11 protein-coding genes, 15 tRNA genes and 1 rRNA gene are annotated in these 15,350 nt (G+C 47.2%); 2 read left to right on the top strand and 25 right to left on the bottom strand.

Going from position 1 to position 15,350, the window contains the following annotated elements; genetic code table 11:
* Positions 1 to 38 precede the first annotated feature (38 nt).
* Entirely contained in the window at positions 39 to 1,775 is a 1,737-nt protein-coding gene (locus tag KNQ14_RS09680; RefSeq protein WP_214860893.1) for a phospho-sugar mutase, read from the bottom strand.
* A gap of 93 nt (positions 1,776 to 1,868) precedes the next feature.
* Between KNQ14_RS09680 and KNQ14_RS09675 the strand changes: the two genes are divergently transcribed.
* On the top strand, positions 1,869 to 2,687 hold the full coding sequence (locus tag KNQ14_RS09675) for a sulfurtransferase (RefSeq protein WP_214860891.1): 819 nt from the start codon (positions 1,869 to 1,871) through the stop codon (positions 2,685 to 2,687).
* Positions 2,688 to 2,728: 41 nt separating this feature from the next.
* On the opposite strand, the gene KNQ14_RS09670 is transcribed toward KNQ14_RS09675, so the two are convergent.
* From KNQ14_RS09670 to KNQ14_RS09655, 4 genes are read right to left on the bottom strand one after another with little or no spacing between them, the layout of a single operon-like run.
* Positions 2,729 to 5,152, bottom strand: coding sequence for a glycogen/starch/alpha-glucan phosphorylase (locus KNQ14_RS09670; protein ID WP_214860888.1), 2,424 nt, complete (start codon positions 5,150 to 5,152; stop codon positions 2,729 to 2,731).
* A 28-nt stretch (positions 5,153 to 5,180) separates the two neighbouring features.
* Complete coding sequence (gene glgA, locus KNQ14_RS09665; RefSeq protein WP_214860886.1) at positions 5,181 to 6,632, bottom strand: glycogen synthase GlgA; 1,452 nt, start codon at positions 6,630 to 6,632, stop codon at positions 5,181 to 5,183.
* 14 nt (positions 6,633 to 6,646) lie between these two features.
* Positions 6,647 to 7,747, bottom strand: a complete 1,101-nt coding sequence (gene glgD / locus KNQ14_RS09660) for a glucose-1-phosphate adenylyltransferase subunit GlgD (RefSeq protein WP_214860885.1) — start codon at positions 7,745 to 7,747, stop codon at positions 6,647 to 6,649.
* Between the two features lie 13 nt (positions 7,748 to 7,760).
* Entirely contained in the window at positions 7,761 to 8,921 is a 1,161-nt protein-coding gene (locus KNQ14_RS09655) for a glucose-1-phosphate adenylyltransferase (RefSeq protein ID WP_058265030.1), read from the bottom strand.
* A gap of 205 nt (positions 8,922 to 9,126) precedes the next feature.
* On the opposite strand from KNQ14_RS09655, the gene KNQ14_RS09650 reads away from it, so the two are divergent.
* Entirely contained in the window at positions 9,127 to 10,902 is a 1,776-nt protein-coding gene (locus tag KNQ14_RS09650; protein WP_214860883.1) for a transglycosylase domain-containing protein, read from the top strand.
* A gap of 1 nt (position 10,903) precedes the next feature.
* Here KNQ14_RS09650 and KNQ14_RS09645 read toward each other — a convergent pair whose 3' ends face one another.
* From KNQ14_RS09645 to rrf, 20 genes are all read right to left on the bottom strand, one after another.
* Entirely contained in the window at positions 10,904 to 11,470 is a 567-nt protein-coding gene (locus KNQ14_RS09645) for a DUF5366 family protein (protein WP_029340917.1), read from the bottom strand.
* A 238-nt stretch (positions 11,471 to 11,708) separates the two neighbouring features.
* Positions 11,709 to 12,182 (bottom strand): tRNA (uridine(34)/cytosine(34)/5-carboxymethylaminomethyluridine(34)-2'-O)-methyltransferase TrmL, encoded by a 474-nt coding sequence (gene trmL / locus KNQ14_RS09640; protein ID WP_023467320.1) that lies wholly within the window; start codon positions 12,180 to 12,182, stop codon positions 11,709 to 11,711.
* Positions 12,183 to 12,185: 3 nt separating this feature from the next.
* Complete coding sequence (locus tag KNQ14_RS16895; RefSeq protein ID WP_214860881.1) at positions 12,186 to 12,665, bottom strand: methylated-DNA--[protein]-cysteine S-methyltransferase; 480 nt, start codon at positions 12,663 to 12,665, stop codon at positions 12,186 to 12,188.
* Entirely contained in the window at positions 12,640 to 13,800 is a 1,161-nt protein-coding gene (queG, locus tag KNQ14_RS09630; RefSeq protein ID WP_214860879.1) for a tRNA epoxyqueuosine(34) reductase QueG, read from the bottom strand. The genes KNQ14_RS16895 and queG overlap by 26 nt, the downstream gene beginning before the upstream one ends.
* A gap of 89 nt (positions 13,801 to 13,889) precedes the next feature.
* Positions 13,890 to 13,960, bottom strand: a tRNA-Gly gene (locus KNQ14_RS09625).
* Between the two features lie 38 nt (positions 13,961 to 13,998).
* A tRNA-Gly gene (locus tag KNQ14_RS09620) sits at positions 13,999 to 14,069 on the bottom strand.
* Between the two features lie 4 nt (positions 14,070 to 14,073).
* Positions 14,074 to 14,154, bottom strand: a tRNA-Leu gene (locus KNQ14_RS09615).
* Positions 14,155 to 14,190: 36 nt separating this feature from the next.
* Positions 14,191 to 14,264 (bottom strand) — tRNA-Cys (locus tag KNQ14_RS09610).
* Positions 14,265 to 14,270: 6 nt separating this feature from the next.
* Positions 14,271 to 14,345, bottom strand: a tRNA-Gly gene (locus tag KNQ14_RS09605).
* An 8-nt stretch (positions 14,346 to 14,353) separates the two neighbouring features.
* Positions 14,354 to 14,425 (bottom strand) — tRNA-Gln (locus KNQ14_RS09600).
* A gap of 10 nt (positions 14,426 to 14,435) precedes the next feature.
* Positions 14,436 to 14,508, bottom strand: a tRNA-His gene (locus KNQ14_RS09595).
* Between the two features lie 9 nt (positions 14,509 to 14,517).
* A tRNA-Trp gene (locus KNQ14_RS09590) sits at positions 14,518 to 14,588 on the bottom strand.
* A gap of 4 nt (positions 14,589 to 14,592) precedes the next feature.
* Positions 14,593 to 14,676, bottom strand: a tRNA-Tyr gene (locus KNQ14_RS09585).
* A 31-nt stretch (positions 14,677 to 14,707) separates the two neighbouring features.
* Positions 14,708 to 14,783: transfer RNA gene (locus KNQ14_RS09580), tRNA-Phe, on the bottom strand.
* A 7-nt stretch (positions 14,784 to 14,790) separates the two neighbouring features.
* Positions 14,791 to 14,866: transfer RNA gene (locus KNQ14_RS09575), tRNA-Asp, on the bottom strand.
* Between the two features lie 8 nt (positions 14,867 to 14,874).
* Positions 14,875 to 14,948 (bottom strand) — tRNA-Met (locus KNQ14_RS09570).
* A 10-nt stretch (positions 14,949 to 14,958) separates the two neighbouring features.
* Positions 14,959 to 15,033 (bottom strand) — tRNA-Glu (locus KNQ14_RS09565).
* Positions 15,034 to 15,054: 21 nt separating this feature from the next.
* A tRNA-Ser gene (locus KNQ14_RS09560) sits at positions 15,055 to 15,145 on the bottom strand.
* A 26-nt stretch (positions 15,146 to 15,171) separates the two neighbouring features.
* Positions 15,172 to 15,246: transfer RNA gene (locus KNQ14_RS09555), tRNA-Asn, on the bottom strand.
* A 6-nt stretch (positions 15,247 to 15,252) separates the two neighbouring features.
* Positions 15,253 to 15,350 (bottom strand): 5S ribosomal RNA (gene rrf, locus KNQ14_RS09550); the annotation flags it as partial.

Here is a 15,350-nt window from a genome sequence, read left to right as displayed (position 1 = left end):
AAACAGGACCCCGTCGATGACGTGATCCTGCATGGGACTTATTGAATTTGTTCGACTTCTTGCATGACTTCATCTTCGATCTGCTGACGTTTCCGTGTCGTCTCAACAGCATCTGGTGACGTGACGCTGAAGTAGAATTTGATTTTTGGTTCCGTACCCGATGGACGAAGGCAGAACCACGATCCATCGCTGAGCGTAAACTTCAGTACGTTGGATTTTGGCAAGTTAATTGGTGAAGGTTGATGCGTCTTCAAATCGTGGGCGATGCTCGCATCATAGTCCTCGAATAAGACGACCTGTTCTCCAGCCACTTGTTTTGGCGGATTTTCACGGAACGTATCCATGATACGCCCGATCTGTGCCACGCCATCCTTCCCTTTGAGCGTTAGAGAGCGGAGTGACTCTTCGAAGTACCCGAACTGCTCGTAAATCGCCTGTAATGCCTCATAGAGCGTCCGTCCTTCTTTCTTATGGTACGCAGCCATCTCAGCAGCTAATAAGCACGCTTGGACGGCATCCTTGTCTCGGCAGAAGTCACCGATGAGGTATCCATAGCTCTCCTCGTATCCGAAGAGATACTCATATTGACCCGATGCATTGTATTGTTTGATTTTTTCCCCGATGAACTTAAAGCCTGTCAATGTGTTCTCGACATGGAGATCATAATGACGCGCAATCAACGCGCCGAGTTCCGACGTAACGATCGTCTTCGCGACGAATCCGTTCGCTGGCAGTGTTCCTTGCGCCGCTTTTTGTGAAAGGATGTAGTCGAGCAATAACGCTCCCGTCTGATTCCCTGTCAGGACTGTCCATTCTCCGTCGGCATCACGTGTTGCGACTCCGACACGGTCAGCATCGGGATCCGTCGCAATCAAGATGTCGGCATCTGTCCGGTCACCATATTCGATCGCCAGTTTAAAGGCAGCATGTTCTTCCGGGTTCGGCGACGTCACGGTCGGGAACGCACCGTCTGGTTCCGCTTGCTCCTTAACGACTGTCACATGTTCGAATCCATACCGTTTCAAGCCTTCTGTTACCGGCACAAGACCTGTTCCGTGAAGTGGTGTGAAGACGATTTTAAGTGGATCCGCTAATTCCGATTGAATCGAAGGTAAGACACGAATCGTTTGTAATTTGTTTTGATACGCCTCGTCGAGCTCTTCTCCGACACGGACGATCAATCCGTTCGCACGAAGGACTTCTTCTTGCTCCAGTTCAATCGATAGCTCATCTTCGATTTGGCTGACGTACGAAACGAGTTCATCCGCCTCTTTTGGTGGAAGTTGTCCACCGTCATCCCCGTATACTTTATAACCATTGTACTCTGGTGGGTTGTGACTCGCCGTGATGACGATCCCGCCCGCCGCTTGTAAAGACCGAACCGCAAACGAAAGTTCCGGTGTCGGACGTAGACCGTCGAACAGATACGCTTTGATGCCGTTGCTTGCGAGCGTACGTGCCGCCTCTAGCGCAAATTCTGGTGAGAAATGGCGTGAATCGTGTGCGATGACGATTCCTTTTGCTGCCGCTTCTTCCCCCGACGCCTTAATGAATGCCGCGAACCCTTGTGATGCTTTTCGGACCGTATATACGTTCATCCGGTTCGTCCCGACACCGATTTCCCCACGCATACCACCTGTTCCAAACTCGAGTTCTTTATAGAATGCTTCTTCGGCTGCTTTTTCATCCGTTGCTAGCATGACTAATTCTTCTTTTAATGTACTGTCTAAATCAGCGAACTGATCCCATTTTTGATAGGTTTCTTTCCATGACATGGTAAATCGACTCCTTTTTTAAATGAGGGTAAGACTTGCGATGATGCGATACCTTTCATATGATTAACACTAGAAAGGGTAAGGTGATGAGGCATGTTTCCTACGATTCAAATGGCAGATCTTCAACAGCTCGTCCGAACGGATCAGATTCGCTGGTTTGACTGCCGATATGACTTGCAACAACCTGAATATGGACGAAATGCTTTCTTGGAACAACACGTCGAAGGTGCACAGCACCTGGATTTAACAACTGACCTTTCCGGTCCCGTCGATGAGGTCGGCGGTCGGCATCCGCTTCCTTCAAAAGAAGCGTGGCAACACACACTGGAACAGCATGGTGTGACACCAGAAGACTTCGTCGTCTTGTATGACGATGGTTTTCCTTATGCAGCTCGTGCGTGGTGGTTATTTAAATGGATCGGACATGAGCGTGTCGTCGTCCTTGAGGGCGGATTCTCCTCTTACCTAGCGTTCGATCTTCCGGTCACGGACGACGTTCCTACTTATGAACCTTCTCATTACGCGCCTCGTTTTCAAGATGAGATGCTCGTCTCGTTCGAAGAGCTGAAAGATCAGCTGACAGAAACGATGGTCATCGATTCCCGTGCGCCCGATCGATACCGTGGAGAAATCGAACCACTCGATCACGTCGCCGGCCACATTCCAGGTGCCGTGAATTGTTTCTTCGAACAAGCACTCTCACCAGATGGTCGCCTACGGGACGCGGAAGATTTGAAAGAATTGTACGCCGACATCCTACCGGTCACAGCCCCTATCCTTTATTGTGGAAGTGGTGTGACAGCGTGTGTCAATGTCATCGCTCTCCATTCACTCGGGAAAACTGATGTCCGGCTTTATGCCGGCTCTTATAGTGATTGGGTCAGCCGTGGTGAAGATGTCTCCCGTTCGTAAGCATCAGACACTGACAGAAACATCTGTCAGTGTCTTTTTGTTCAGAGTTGAATCGGTTTGATGTTCCAGATCGCATTCGCATACTCTTTAATCGTTCGATCACTTGAGAACACACCTGACCGCGCAATATTAAGAATGACGCGTTTATACCATTCTTCTGGTTGCTGATACATCCGATCAATTCGTTCCTGCGCTTGTTGATACGACATGAAGTCTTTCAGGATCAGATACTCATCATTATACGTCAATAATGAATCGTAAATCGCTTGGAATTCACCTGGAGCAAATAAGGTTCCATCAACGAGACTATCAATAATCCGTCGTAACTCGGGTTGGGCATTGTATTGATCGTATGCACTGTAACCGCCGTATTGTTTATAATTCATGACTTCTTGTGGTGTTAAGCCGAAGATGAAGATGTTCGCATCCCCGACCTCGTCTCGAATTTCGATGTTCGCTCCGTCGAGCGTTCCGATTGTCAGTGCACCATTCATCATGAACTTCATGTTGCCGGTTCCAGAGGCTTCATAACTTGCAGTCGAAATCTGTTCACTGACGTCACTTGCCGGGAAAATCTTCTCAGCAAGCGATACACGATAGTTTTCTAGGAAGACGACTTTCAAGTATGGACTGACGTCTGGATCCTGATTGATCAAGCGAGCTAACGCATTGATATAACGAATGACTTCTTTTGCATAATGATAGCCTGGCGCCGCCTTTGCACCAAAGATGAATGTCCGTGGTGTCATCGTGAAGGAACGGTCCTCCTTCAGACGATAGTAGAGCGAATGAATGTGTAACGCATTCAAGAGTTGACGTTTGTACGCATGCAATCGCTTGACTTGAACATCAAAAATCGAGGTTGGGTCCACGACGATACCGGTTTCTTTTTCAATGAGCAACGCTAATTCTTCTTTGCGCTGAAGTTTGATCTCGGCGATGTCCTTCTGTAATGCTGAATCCTCTGCCCATTTCGTCAACTTTTGCAAATCAGATGGATGCTGAATCCAACTATCCCCGATTGCTTCCGTCACACGATTTGCCAGTGCTGGGTTTGATGAGAGGAACCAGCGACGATGTGTAATTCCGTTCGTCTTATTATTAAAGCGAAGCGGAAACATCTCATAAAATAGGCGCATCTCACGCTGCTTCAGAATCTCAGTATGAATCTGAGCGACACCATTCGTCGAATGCGTTCCGACAACAGCCAGATTCGCCATGTTGATCCGGTCATCCGCGATGATGGCGATATCTCGCATATGCGCTTCCATGTGTGGATAGTTCGCAAGCACATCCTTACAGAAGCGTCGGTTGATTTCCTCGATGATGAGGTAGATGCGCGGTAACAAGCGACGGAACAAATCGATCGGCCAGCGCTCGAGTGCTTCTGACAGTAACGTGTGGTTCGTAAACGACATGACACTCTTTGTGATGCGCCATGCTTCTTCCCATCCAAATCCTTCTTCATCGATAAGGATCCGCATTAACTCCGGAATCGCGACGACCGGATGCGTATCGTTGATATGGATGGCGATATGATTTCCGAGTTGCTTCAGTGAATGATTTCGTTTTTTAAAGGACGTCAAGATACTCCGTAATCCAGCAGAAACGAAGAAGTATTGTTGCTTCAGACGCAACTCTTTTCCTTCATAGGTCGTATCATCCGGATACAAGAACTCGGAAATCGTCTGAATCGATTGTTTATGTGCCAGTAAATCTTTATAGTTCCCACGGTATTGGCTAAGTAATTCATCATCATCAAGTGGAGACTCAGCACTCCAGAGTCGCAGGTTATTGACGACCTTGTTTTGATAACCGACGATCGGCATGTCGTACGGAACAGCACGAACGATTTCAGCCGGTTCATGATGGACGCGATACCCATCACCGACTTCTTCAAGCCAGACATGTCCACCGAATGGAACATCGACCGCTTTATCGGAACGTCTGATTTCCCACATGTTCCCGTTCTTCAGCCAGTTATCCGGTAATTCGACTTGATAACCATCGATGATTTTTTGCTTGAAGAGACCATACTGATACCGGATTCCGTTCCCGTGTCCAGGAAGACCGAGCGCAGCAAGGGAATCAAGGAAACACGCCGCGAGACGTCCGAGACCCCCGTTCCCAAGTCCAGGTTCCGGCTCTTCTTCCGTCAAATCACTGAGCTGATATCCGAGTTCTTCAAGTCCCCGCTCGACATCCTTTAAGACATCAAGACTCAATAGATTGTTATGCAGGAAACGTCCGAGTAAAAACTCGAGTGAGAAGTAATAGACTTGCTTACTTTTTTTATGGATATATGTTTCCTTCGTCCGTAACCAATCGGTCGTGACCGTCTCGCGTACCAGATGGGCAAGTGTCTGATAAATATCGTTTTCTGTTGCTTCCGTTATTGCCTTGCCATGCATCGAAACGAATCGTTCCGTAAACCTCTCCTTGAACTTCTCTTTATCTTTGAACATGACGTAACCCCTTTTCCCAGTGATACGATCAAGTGGCGGACGGTGCAATCAAACGATATAACGCCAAGTATTCGTCGGCTGAACGCAACCAACTGAAGTCCTCATTCATCGCTGTCTCAATCAAATGATCAAAGACTGGTCGATCATGATACACCTCAATCGTACGTTTAATCGCTTCTAAAAACTCATGTGCATTATAATTCGCGAACGAGAATCCATTTCCTTCTAATGTGAACTGATTGAACGGTTTGACCGTATCACGGAGCCCACCTGTTTCCCGAACGACCGGTAAACAGCCATACTTCATCGAAATCAACTGACTGAGACCACACGGTTCAAAACGCGATGGCATCAAGAAGGCATCACTTCCTGCATAGATCCGTTGTGCGAGACCAACGTCAAATCCGATATAAGAAGCGATTTTGTCTGGACGAATCGATGTCGCATGATGGAACAACCCTTCATATTCCGCTTCACCCGATCCGAGAATGATGAACTGCGCATCGAGTTCGAACAAGTCTGGTAAGATATGCGCGAGTAAATCGATTCCCTTTTGGTCGACAAGACGAGATACGAAACCGAACAATGGTACGTCCGGATTGATTGGGAGACCTAGTTCCTCTTGTAAAGCCGCCTTGTTTTTTGCTTTTCCTTCCGTGACGGTATCAACGGAATACGTCTCAACGAGATGCGTATCATGCGCAGGATCAAATTGACGATAGTCGATCCCGTTCAAGATGCCACGCACGTCAACAGCACGATGTTGTAAGACTGGCTCAAGCGTCTCACCGTAATAAGGATCCATGATCTCATCACGGTACGATGGGCTGACTGTCGTGATTTGATTGGAGTGGACGAGTCCTGCCTTCATGTAATTGACGAGTCCGTTATGAGCGATCCCATCCGCTGTGAAATGTTCATGACTCAAGCCAAGTAAGTCACCAAGCACTTCCTCTGGGAAGACACCTTGGTATTGTAGATTGTGAATCGTAAAGACCGTTTTAATGTCTTGATAGCGCTCGAGGTGTTGATAATGGATGCGTAAGAACGCTGGAATCACACCTGTTTGCCAATCGTGACAATGGATGACGTCCGGTACTTCCTTTCGATCCAAACGTTGAATCATCTCAAGGACAGCACGTGAGAAATACGCAAACCGTTCCGCATCATCGTAATGTCCATAAATGACGCCATCCCGTTTGAAGTAATACTCATTATCGATGAAATAGAACGTCACACCATCTTGTTTCAAACGAAGGACGGCGCCAAATTGCTGGCGCCAACCGACTGGCACGATGAAGTCGAACAAGAACTCCATCTCTGATTTGTATTGTTCCTTGATTTGACCATAATTGGGTAAGACGACTGAAACGTCTGCCCCTTCCTCAGCAAGCGCTAAGGGGAGCGAGCCGACGACGTCAGCTAGCCCCCCTGTCTTGATGAAGGGTGTCGCTTCCGTGGCAGCAAACCATACCTTCATGAATGACATCTCCTTTAAACGATTGTTTGTTTTTTGATGACGATTGGTTCTTCTACCGTTCCGCGGATGACTTGACCGCGTTTGACAGTGACTTCTTTATCGAGAATCGCGTACTCGACGACCGCGCCTTCTTCAATGACTGATTTTTGCATGATGATCGAGTTCTTGATGCGAGCGTGTTTTCCGACTTTGACACCACGGAACAAGATGCTGTCCGTCGTCGTGCCTTCTAACTTACAGCCGTTTGCGACGAGTGAGTTCTTAATGGCAGAACCCGGTAAGTAACGCGTCGGCGGTTCATGCTTGATTTTCGTATAAACGTGTTGGAAGTCGTTGATTGCTCCCCACTGTTCAAGTAACAGCATGCTTTCACGGTAATACGAACGAAGCGAATGAATGACTTGTGATGTACCACGGTACTCATACCCGTGAACGTGCAAGCGATTGAGCTGCGAACGAATGATGCTTTGAAGTAAATCGTACTCACCACGTGCGATTGCTTCATCGATTAAACGAACAAAGAGATTCTTCGATAGAACGACCGTTTCCATATAGAACGTCTCATCCGTCGGTTGGAATCCTCGTGATCCGATTGCAGTCACGCGATTCTGTTCGCCAAAACGGATCGGACGGCAGTATTTACAAGGCAGCTCACGCTTCGTATAGACGACCGTGATGTCCGCATTCGATTCTTTATGTTCGCGTAACACATCGCGATAATCTACCGCAGATAAAATGTTTGAACCAGAAACGACGACATAGTTTTCCTTACTGCGAAGGAAGAAGTCACGGTGGAGGTGGAAGTTCGATAAGTCTCCACGGAACTCGTTCGCATCTTGTGACAATGCAGGCGGGAAGATGTAGAGTCCACCGTTTGAACGGTCAAGATCCCACTCTTTACCCGATCCAAGATGGTCCATCATTCCACGATATTTCTCGAGCGTAAAAACCCCGATGTTTGCGATATCGTTTTGTACCATGTTCGTTAATGTAAAATCGATCAACCGATAACGTCCTGCAAATGGAACTGCCGCTAAGTTACGATGTTCCGTCAATTCCTTGAAAAAGCCTTCTTCTCCGCTTAAATTGATGACACCTAATAAATCGACCTTCATCCGAATATCCCCCTTATTGAATCGCTTCTTTGATGACTTCGTTCTTCTTGACGATGCTGTCTGCTTCGATGACGAAAACTTCTCCGTCTGGAGAGCCGATCGTTGCACCATCTTCTACGATCACACCGTCTGCTAAGATTGCCCGATGAATCGTGACGTCTCGTCCGATTTTGACGTTCGGGAAGATGACCGAGTCTTTGACGAGTGATCCTTCTGCTACGTCGACACCATGGAAGAGAACCGAATGATTGATTTCGCCTTCGATATGGCATCCTTCATTGATGATCGATGTCTCGACTGTCGCAGCATTCCCGATATATTGTGGTTGCTGATTCGGGTTGACCGAATAGACTTTCCAAGAAGGATCATATAAATCAAACTCTGGTTCTGCCGTCAACAAGTCCATATTCGCTTCCCAGAGCGATTGAATCGTTCCGACATCTTTCCAGTATCCTTTAAATTTATAAGCTCGAATATTGAGGTTTTCAAAGAGCATGTTCGGAATGATGTTCTTACCGAAGTCAAAGCTTGATTCCGCATCACCAGCATCTTGAATTAAATGGCGTTTTAATACATCCCAGTTAAAGACGTAGATTCCCATCGATGCAAGATTCGATTTTGGATTCTGTGGCTTTTCTTCGAATTCATTAATCCGTAGATCATCATCCGTGTTGAGAATTCCGAACCGTGGTGCTTCTTCCCATGGCACTTCACGAACGGAAATCGTCACATCCGCTCCGCCAAGACGATGCTCTTCAATCATCTGTTCATAATCCATTTTATAAATATGATCGCCTGATAAGACAAGAACATAGTCAGGGTCAAATTGGTTGATGTAACTCATGTTTCGATAAATGGCATTTGCTGTTCCTTCGTACCAGTTCTTTCCGTTTTGCGCCTGGTAAGGAGGTAGAATCGTCAAACCACCGTTTCGTCGATCTAAGTCCCATGCACTCCCGATTCCGAGATAGCGGTTTAATTCAAGTGGTTCATATTGCGTCAATACACCAACTGTATCGATTCCTGAGTTCGTACAGTTTGATAGTGGGAAATCAATGATTCGGTACTTTCCTCCAAATGCAACAGCTGGTTTTGCAGTATGTTTCGTTAAAGCTCCCAGACGTTTCCCTTCCCCGCCTGCAAGTAACATCGCAACGACATTCTTTTTAGCCATTTCGTCCCCTCCATTTATGCTCTTTTTTTCAGACAATTCGCGTTGTAAAATCCACAGATACTTCTATATACCCAATCTTTTCTCTTTTTAATATAACATTCCTGCAAAATAGGTTTATTAAAATACAAAAATCGAAAAAAAATCTATTGATTTCTCCATAAAAGACCGATAATAGGAATGAAATGGATTTTTGAAAGGAGTTCTCATGCGAATTACTACAGGATATCTTGTCTTACTTGGTCTTGCGACGATGCTTCTATTTTCCTTATTTTCAATAAAAGATGAGTTGAAAACAGCACGTACACTTTTTTTCTGGGCCGATGAACAGACGACGCGACATCCACTGACCTCCTATCAACCAATCACCGTAACCTATGAAAACAAACGGGTCGAGCTCTATGACGGATTGCGACGGGATGATCTAACTCCTCAAACATTGCCGAAAAAAGTCGAGCAAGCGTTTGTTGCCATCGAAGATCAGCGTTTCTATCAACATGACGGATATGACATCACAGGAATCTTACGCGCGTTTACAAAAAATCAGTCTGATTCTAAATCTCAAGGTGGCAGTACGATCACACAACAACTAGCAAGAATGACGTATCTATCAAACGAAAAAACATATACTAGAAAAATAAAAGAGTTGTTAATTGCTGTGTCTTTGGAGCAAAAATATTCGAAAAAAGAACTGATGACAGCGTATGTCAATCAAGCCTATTTTGCGAATAATATTTATGGCATCGAACTTGCCGCGAAATCCTATTTCAATAAGCCGGCACGCGAGTTGAGTTGGTCTGAAATCAGTTTTCTGACAGCAATTCCGAACAATCCTTCTCTTTATGACCCGCTGCGCTTTCCTGAAAACACAAAAAAACGTCAGCAACGAATCGTTCAAGCGTTAATACGCGATCGTGTACTGACGAAAGATTTTACTATTTCTCGTGTGTCGCCTCGATCCTATAAACCGAGTGTCCCTTATCCGGACTATATCGATGCCACCGTTCAAGCTGCTGTTCGGATGACCGCTCAAAAAAAAGGTTGGAGTGAGAAGCGTGCTGCAGAATATCTACATCAACAAGGGGCGGTCATCTCGACATATCTCGACTCAGCAGAACAACGACGGGCTAAGGAAGCTCTTCGCAATCTACCCAACCCGATTGAGGGGGCTTATGTTGGCATCGACGGACAAACACACGGAGTCACGGCTCTTGTCGGCTACAAATCGAATTTGACAGGTCAGTTCAACCGAGCAGTGCAGTCATACCGACAACCTGGTTCAGCCATCAAACCGTTACTTGTCTACGGTCCTTACCTTGAGAAGACGAAAGCCCGCTTGTCGAGCACGTTAGACGGTAGTCCCGTCTGTATCGATGGATACTGTCCGTCAAATAGCGGAAATCGAATTCTCGGACAAGTAACGATTGCCGATGCGATTGCCTATTCCTATAACACACCAGCCATTCGCGCATTTGCTGTCTCTTTCCGGGAAGGACTGAAGTCCATCCGTCCGTTTCAGTTCAGCCAATGGACGCGAGAGGATGATGCTTTTACGAGTGCTCTAGGTGGGTTGCAATACGGGATCAGTCCGTATGAGCTGACGAACGCTTATTCCGTATTCGTTAATGACGGGATCTATCGACCGGCATCAATGATCAAAAGTATTACGCTTAAGAATGGAACGGTCGAACGACCACAAGAAAAGGAACAACGGATTTGGTCCAGTCAGACGAACCGGGAATTACGGGCTGGTTTAAAGAATGTCATGACGTATGGAACGGGACGCAAAGGATATGATTCCTCTGCGCGCTATATCGGAGGAAAAACAGGAACAACGAACGATAACAAGGATATGTGGTTCGTCGGTATTAAAAATCAACATATCGGAGGAATATGGCTAGGGGCAGATCGCCCGCGTCCCTTCCCTGTTGAGGCAAATGCAACGTTACAGGTCCAGACGTGGGCGAAGATTTTAAGTCCTTAAGTCAACTCGGAAATAAAATCGCTTCCCCGAACGAATTGAATAAAGTCAGACCGACCCACGATAGACCAGCAAGCAGAACACCCCAGGCTAAGAAAGAAAAGATAATCAAACCGACGGCTCCTGCTGCACTCGTCATTTTACTGATTTGTACCGTGTAAAAGATGAAGTAGATGAAAAAAGACACAAGCAAGACGATTCCGACATGCAAGAAGGACGTCATGAAGGCGAAGCTGACACAACCTCCGATAAGTAGCAGAATACTTCCCGGACGTAACATGCCGAGTGTCGTTCCCTCTTGTTCCTTGATGAAAAAGGCGAAACCGAGCTGATTGATCGTATCCGATAATAATTTCAATGAACTGAAGATCATGAAGTAGACAATCAAAAAGCCGAGCCAAACGACAAGCTTCGTATCGCGTGCCGTCAAGAGTTGTAACAATTCATCGTACACACCAACTTGATCGAGCCAATGTAATGCGAGTTCCGTCGTTGCAATCGCAAGGGACGTACTAAATAACAAGATGCTGATCAGCGGAGCATAACTTAATAGGTAAACGTTCGTACGCATGTGGAGTCTCCATTCATAGAAAATTCATATGTAGCACACAATTTCACTTACAGGTATACTATAATAGATTATATCGGTTCAAGAGACTGAAGGGGGAAACAAAAATGGCATTTATCTTAATGGTCGGCGTAAGTCTTGCGTTTTTGACAGCAATCTTCACTGCAGGCTACAACAAAAAACCTGAAGGTAACGAATAATTCATAAAAGCTCCATCCTGATTCAGGATGGAGCTTTTGCTTTATAGAAGACCTGCGTATCCTTGCTGACGTAATGCTTCATAGACAATGATCGCTGCCGTGTTCGAGACGTTCAGTGAACGAACGAGATTCGATTGGGGTAGACGGATACAACGCTCTGCGTTCGCATCGATGACTTCAAGCGGCAATCCTTTTGTTTCCCGACCAAAGACGAAGAAATAATCCTGTTCGACGTCCGATAAGTCGATCTGGCTCGGGTACTGTTCTCCATATTTCGTAATATAGTAGAAAATACCTTCCGGATGCTTCTCCCACAGTTCTTCTAACGAATCATGATAACGGACATCGACGAATTCCCAGTAATCGAGACCCGCACGTTTAAGTTGCTTATCGTCCGTCGAGAAGCCGAGCGGTCGGATCAAGTGAAGGACGGAATGCGTCGCTGCACATGTGCGTGAAATATTTCCTGTATTTTGAGGAATCTCCGGTTGATACATAACGACATGAATAGCCATGGTTTAATTCTCTCCTATCTCATGCGCTAAAAGCGCTTCTTTATGGGCAATCCCACTTGCAAAACCCGTCAGTTTACCAGTCGCCCCGATGACACGGTGACACGGATAAATTAACGCGATTGGATTCCGGTTCAAGACACCACCAACGGCTCGTGCTGCCTTTGGTTTCCCAATCATTCGAGCCAGTTCACCGTAACTGATCGTCTGACCAAACGGAACGGTTCGTAAAGCGTGCAATACTTGCTCTGCAAAAGGCGTGACACGCAACTGACAAGGAAGTGCATCAAGCGCTTGTCGATCGCCGACTGCGTAACGATCAAACGCCATGCGCCAAGCTTTCGGTAATTCACCATCGCCGGTTTCTTCTTGCAAATGGGTTCGAGCACGCTCTTCATTCAATCCAAAATCGAGATACACGATGTGCTCTTTTTCCCATGCGACGAGCAATGTACCAAACTCATAAGTGAGCTGTTGAAATGGCATCTGCTTCCCCCCACTCCTCAAGTAACCGTTGTCCTTCGGTTTGCACATCCACTGCAATATCGGCTAAAAGACGTGATTCGATATATGACTTTTCTTCAATTCCACCAATTCGACCAACCGCCCAGAGTGCCAGTGCCCGCATGTCTTCCCGGGCATCCGTTTCTATCATCAATCGTAGCGCATCAATCGCACTCTTGTCTCGATAATGGACGAGCGCACAAATCGCATTACGCTGAATCGGCTTCTTTCCACGCCATGCGCCAGATAACGTACCGAACCGGCTCTTGAACTCACGATTACTCATGGATAAGAGTGGAACTAAGAGCGGTTTGACTTGTTCTGGATCCGGCTGCAGTTCAGCATGATGTGTCGCATTCTTCTTCCGGTTATACGGACATACTTGCTGACACGTATCACAACCGTATAGACGGTTCCCAAGCGCCATTCGGAATGGTTCTGGTAGTAACGTTTTCGTCTGCGTCAAAAACGAGATGCACCGTTTAGCGTCGATGACGCCAGGTTCAACAAGCGCATCCGTCGGACAAGCGTCGATGCACTTATTGCATGTCCCGCATAATTCTTCGACTGGCTGATCCGGCGGTAGGACGATATCTGTAATCAGTTCACCAAGATAGAGATAGGATCCGTGCTCCTCACTGATGATCGAGCAGTTTTTCCCACTGAATCCGATACCTGCTCGTTCTGCTACTGCACGATCGACGAGTTCTCCTGTATCGACCATCGAGCGTGTCCTTGCACCTGGACTCAATTCTTGAATTTTTTCTTCAAGTAACGTCAAGCGTTGTCGCAACGCCTGGTGATAATCCAGTCCCCAGGACGATCGACAAAAGATTCCCCGTCGCTCCCCTTCCTTGCCACGAGGTGCATTTTTGAGAGTACTTGGATACGCGACCGCAATGGCAATGATTGAAGCGGCATCTTCAACGAGTAGAGACGGTGTCGTTCGAAGGTCGAGATCGGGCTCTTCAAAACCAGAAGCGAATCCTTTTTCTTGTTGCGCTTGCAGGCGACGTTTTAAGACAAGAAATGGATCAGCCGTCGTCACCTTCAATTCATCGATCCCAATTTCTGCTGCGTACTCTTGTAAAGCCAATTTCAATTGCATACCATCCATCACGATCTACTCCTTTCCTCGTTAAAATCCCGTTCCTAAACAAAAAGAGCAAGGTGTCAGCGAAAACGACACATTGCTCTTTTTTGGTAAGCGGGTGAAGGGAATCGAACCCTCGTCATCAGCTTGGAAGGCTGAGGTTTTACCATTAAACTACACCCGCATGATCAGGTGAAACATCAGATTGTGTAAAAAGTATAAAGCGGGTGAAGGGAATCGAACCCTCGTCATCAGCTTGGAAGGCTGAGGTTTTACCATTAAACTACACCCGCAAGATACCGGTGGTCGGAATCGAACCGACACTCCAAAGGAACACGATTTTGAGTCGTGCGCGTCTACCAGTTCCGCCACACCGGCACAATCTCTTGCAAAACTATTTAATTGAGAAATAGTTGGAGGCGCCAGTCAGAATCGAACTGACGATAAAGGAGTTGCAGTCCTCTGCCTTACCACTTGGCTATGGCGCCACTCATTGGAGCGGAAGACGGGATTCGAACCCGCGACCCCGACCTTGGCAAGGTCGTATTCTACCACTGAACTACTTCCGCTTGAAAAGCTGGGCTGGAAGGGATCGAACCTTCGCGTGCTGGAATCAAAATCCAGTGCCTTACCACTTGGCTACAGCCCAATAATAAGAGGGCGACTGATGGGAATTGAACCCACGAATGCCGGAATCACAATCCGGTGCGTTAACCACTTCGCCACAATCGCCATGGTAAACAGGGGCAGCAGGAATCGAACCCGCGCTGACGGTTTTGGAGACCGTAGTTCTACCGCTAAACTATGCCCCTATGGTGGTGGGGGGGGGCGGATTCGAACCGCCGAACCCGAGGGAGCGGATTTACAGTCCGCCGCGTTTAGCCACTTCGCTACCCCCCCACAAATGGGAAAATCATGTTGTTAATAAAGATGGTGGCTTTGGACGGAATCGAACCGCCGACACAAGGATTTTCAGTCCTTTGCTCTACCAACTGAGCTACAAAGCCTTAACAATGGCGGTCCTGACGGGATTCGAACCCGCGATCTCCTGCGTGACAGGCAGGCATGTTAACCGCTACACCACAGGACCGTATGTAATTGCGGGGGCCGGATTTGAACCGACGACCTTTGGGTTATGAGCCCAACGAGCTACCAGACTGCTCCACCCCGCGACGCTATAAATGGTGACCCGTACGGGATTCGAACCCGTGTTACCGCCGTGAAAGGGCGGTGTCTTAACCGCTTGACCAACGGGCCATTATGAATTGAAAGTGATGATGGCGGAGAGCAAGGGATTCGAACCCTTGAGACGCTTTTGACGCCTACACGATTTCCAATCGTGCTCCTTCGGCCACTCGGACAGCTCTCCATTGTACGTGGTGAAGAAGTAATAAATGGCTCCGCAAGTAGGATTTGAACCTACGACCTACCGGTTAACAGCCGGTTGCTCTACCGCTGAGCTATTGCGGAACGATCGCCTGGCAGCGTCCTATCCTCACAGGGGGAAGCCCCCAACTACTTTCGGCGTTCAAGTGCTTAACTTCCGTGTTCGGCATGGGAACGGGTGTGACCAC

It is taken from the genome of Exiguobacterium sp. s161 (assembly GCF_018619045.1).
Lineage (GTDB): Bacteria > Bacillota > Bacilli > Exiguobacteriales > Exiguobacteriaceae > Exiguobacterium_A > Exiguobacterium_A indicum.
Note: the sequence above shows the minus strand (reverse complement) of the source record. Positions and strands in the feature narration are given on the sequence as shown.

Coding starts and splice junctions, on each gene's coding strand:
- KNQ14_RS09680 (WP_214860893.1), bottom strand. CDS start 1,775: ATGTCATGGAAAGAAACCTATCAAAAATGGGATCAGTTCGCTGATTTA.
- KNQ14_RS09675 (WP_214860891.1), top strand. CDS start 1,869: ATGTTTCCTACGATTCAAATGGCAGATCTTCAACAGCTCGTCCGAACG.
- KNQ14_RS09670 (WP_214860888.1), bottom strand. CDS start 5,152: ATGTTCAAAGATAAAGAGAAGTTCAAGGAGAGGTTTACGGAACGATTC.
- glgA (WP_214860886.1), bottom strand. CDS start 6,632: ATGAAGGTATGGTTTGCTGCCACGGAAGCGACACCCTTCATCAAGACA.
- glgD (WP_214860885.1), bottom strand. CDS start 7,747: ATGAAGGTCGATTTATTAGGTGTCATCAATTTAAGCGGAGAAGAAGGC.
- KNQ14_RS09655 (WP_058265030.1), bottom strand. CDS start 8,921: ATGGCTAAAAAGAATGTCGTTGCGATGTTACTTGCAGGCGGGGAAGGG.
- KNQ14_RS09650 (WP_214860883.1), top strand. CDS start 9,127: ATGCGAATTACTACAGGATATCTTGTCTTACTTGGTCTTGCGACGATG.
- KNQ14_RS09645 (WP_029340917.1), bottom strand. CDS start 11,470: ATGCGTACGAACGTTTACCTATTAAGTTATGCTCCGCTGATCAGCATC.
- trmL (WP_023467320.1), bottom strand. CDS start 12,182: ATGGCTATTCATGTCGTTATGTATCAACCGGAGATTCCTCAAAATACA.
- KNQ14_RS16895 (WP_214860881.1), bottom strand. CDS start 12,665: ATGCCATTTCAACAGCTCACTTATGAGTTTGGTACATTGCTCGTCGCA.
- queG (WP_214860879.1), bottom strand. CDS start 13,800: ATGGATGGTATGCAATTGAAATTGGCTTTACAAGAGTACGCAGCAGAA.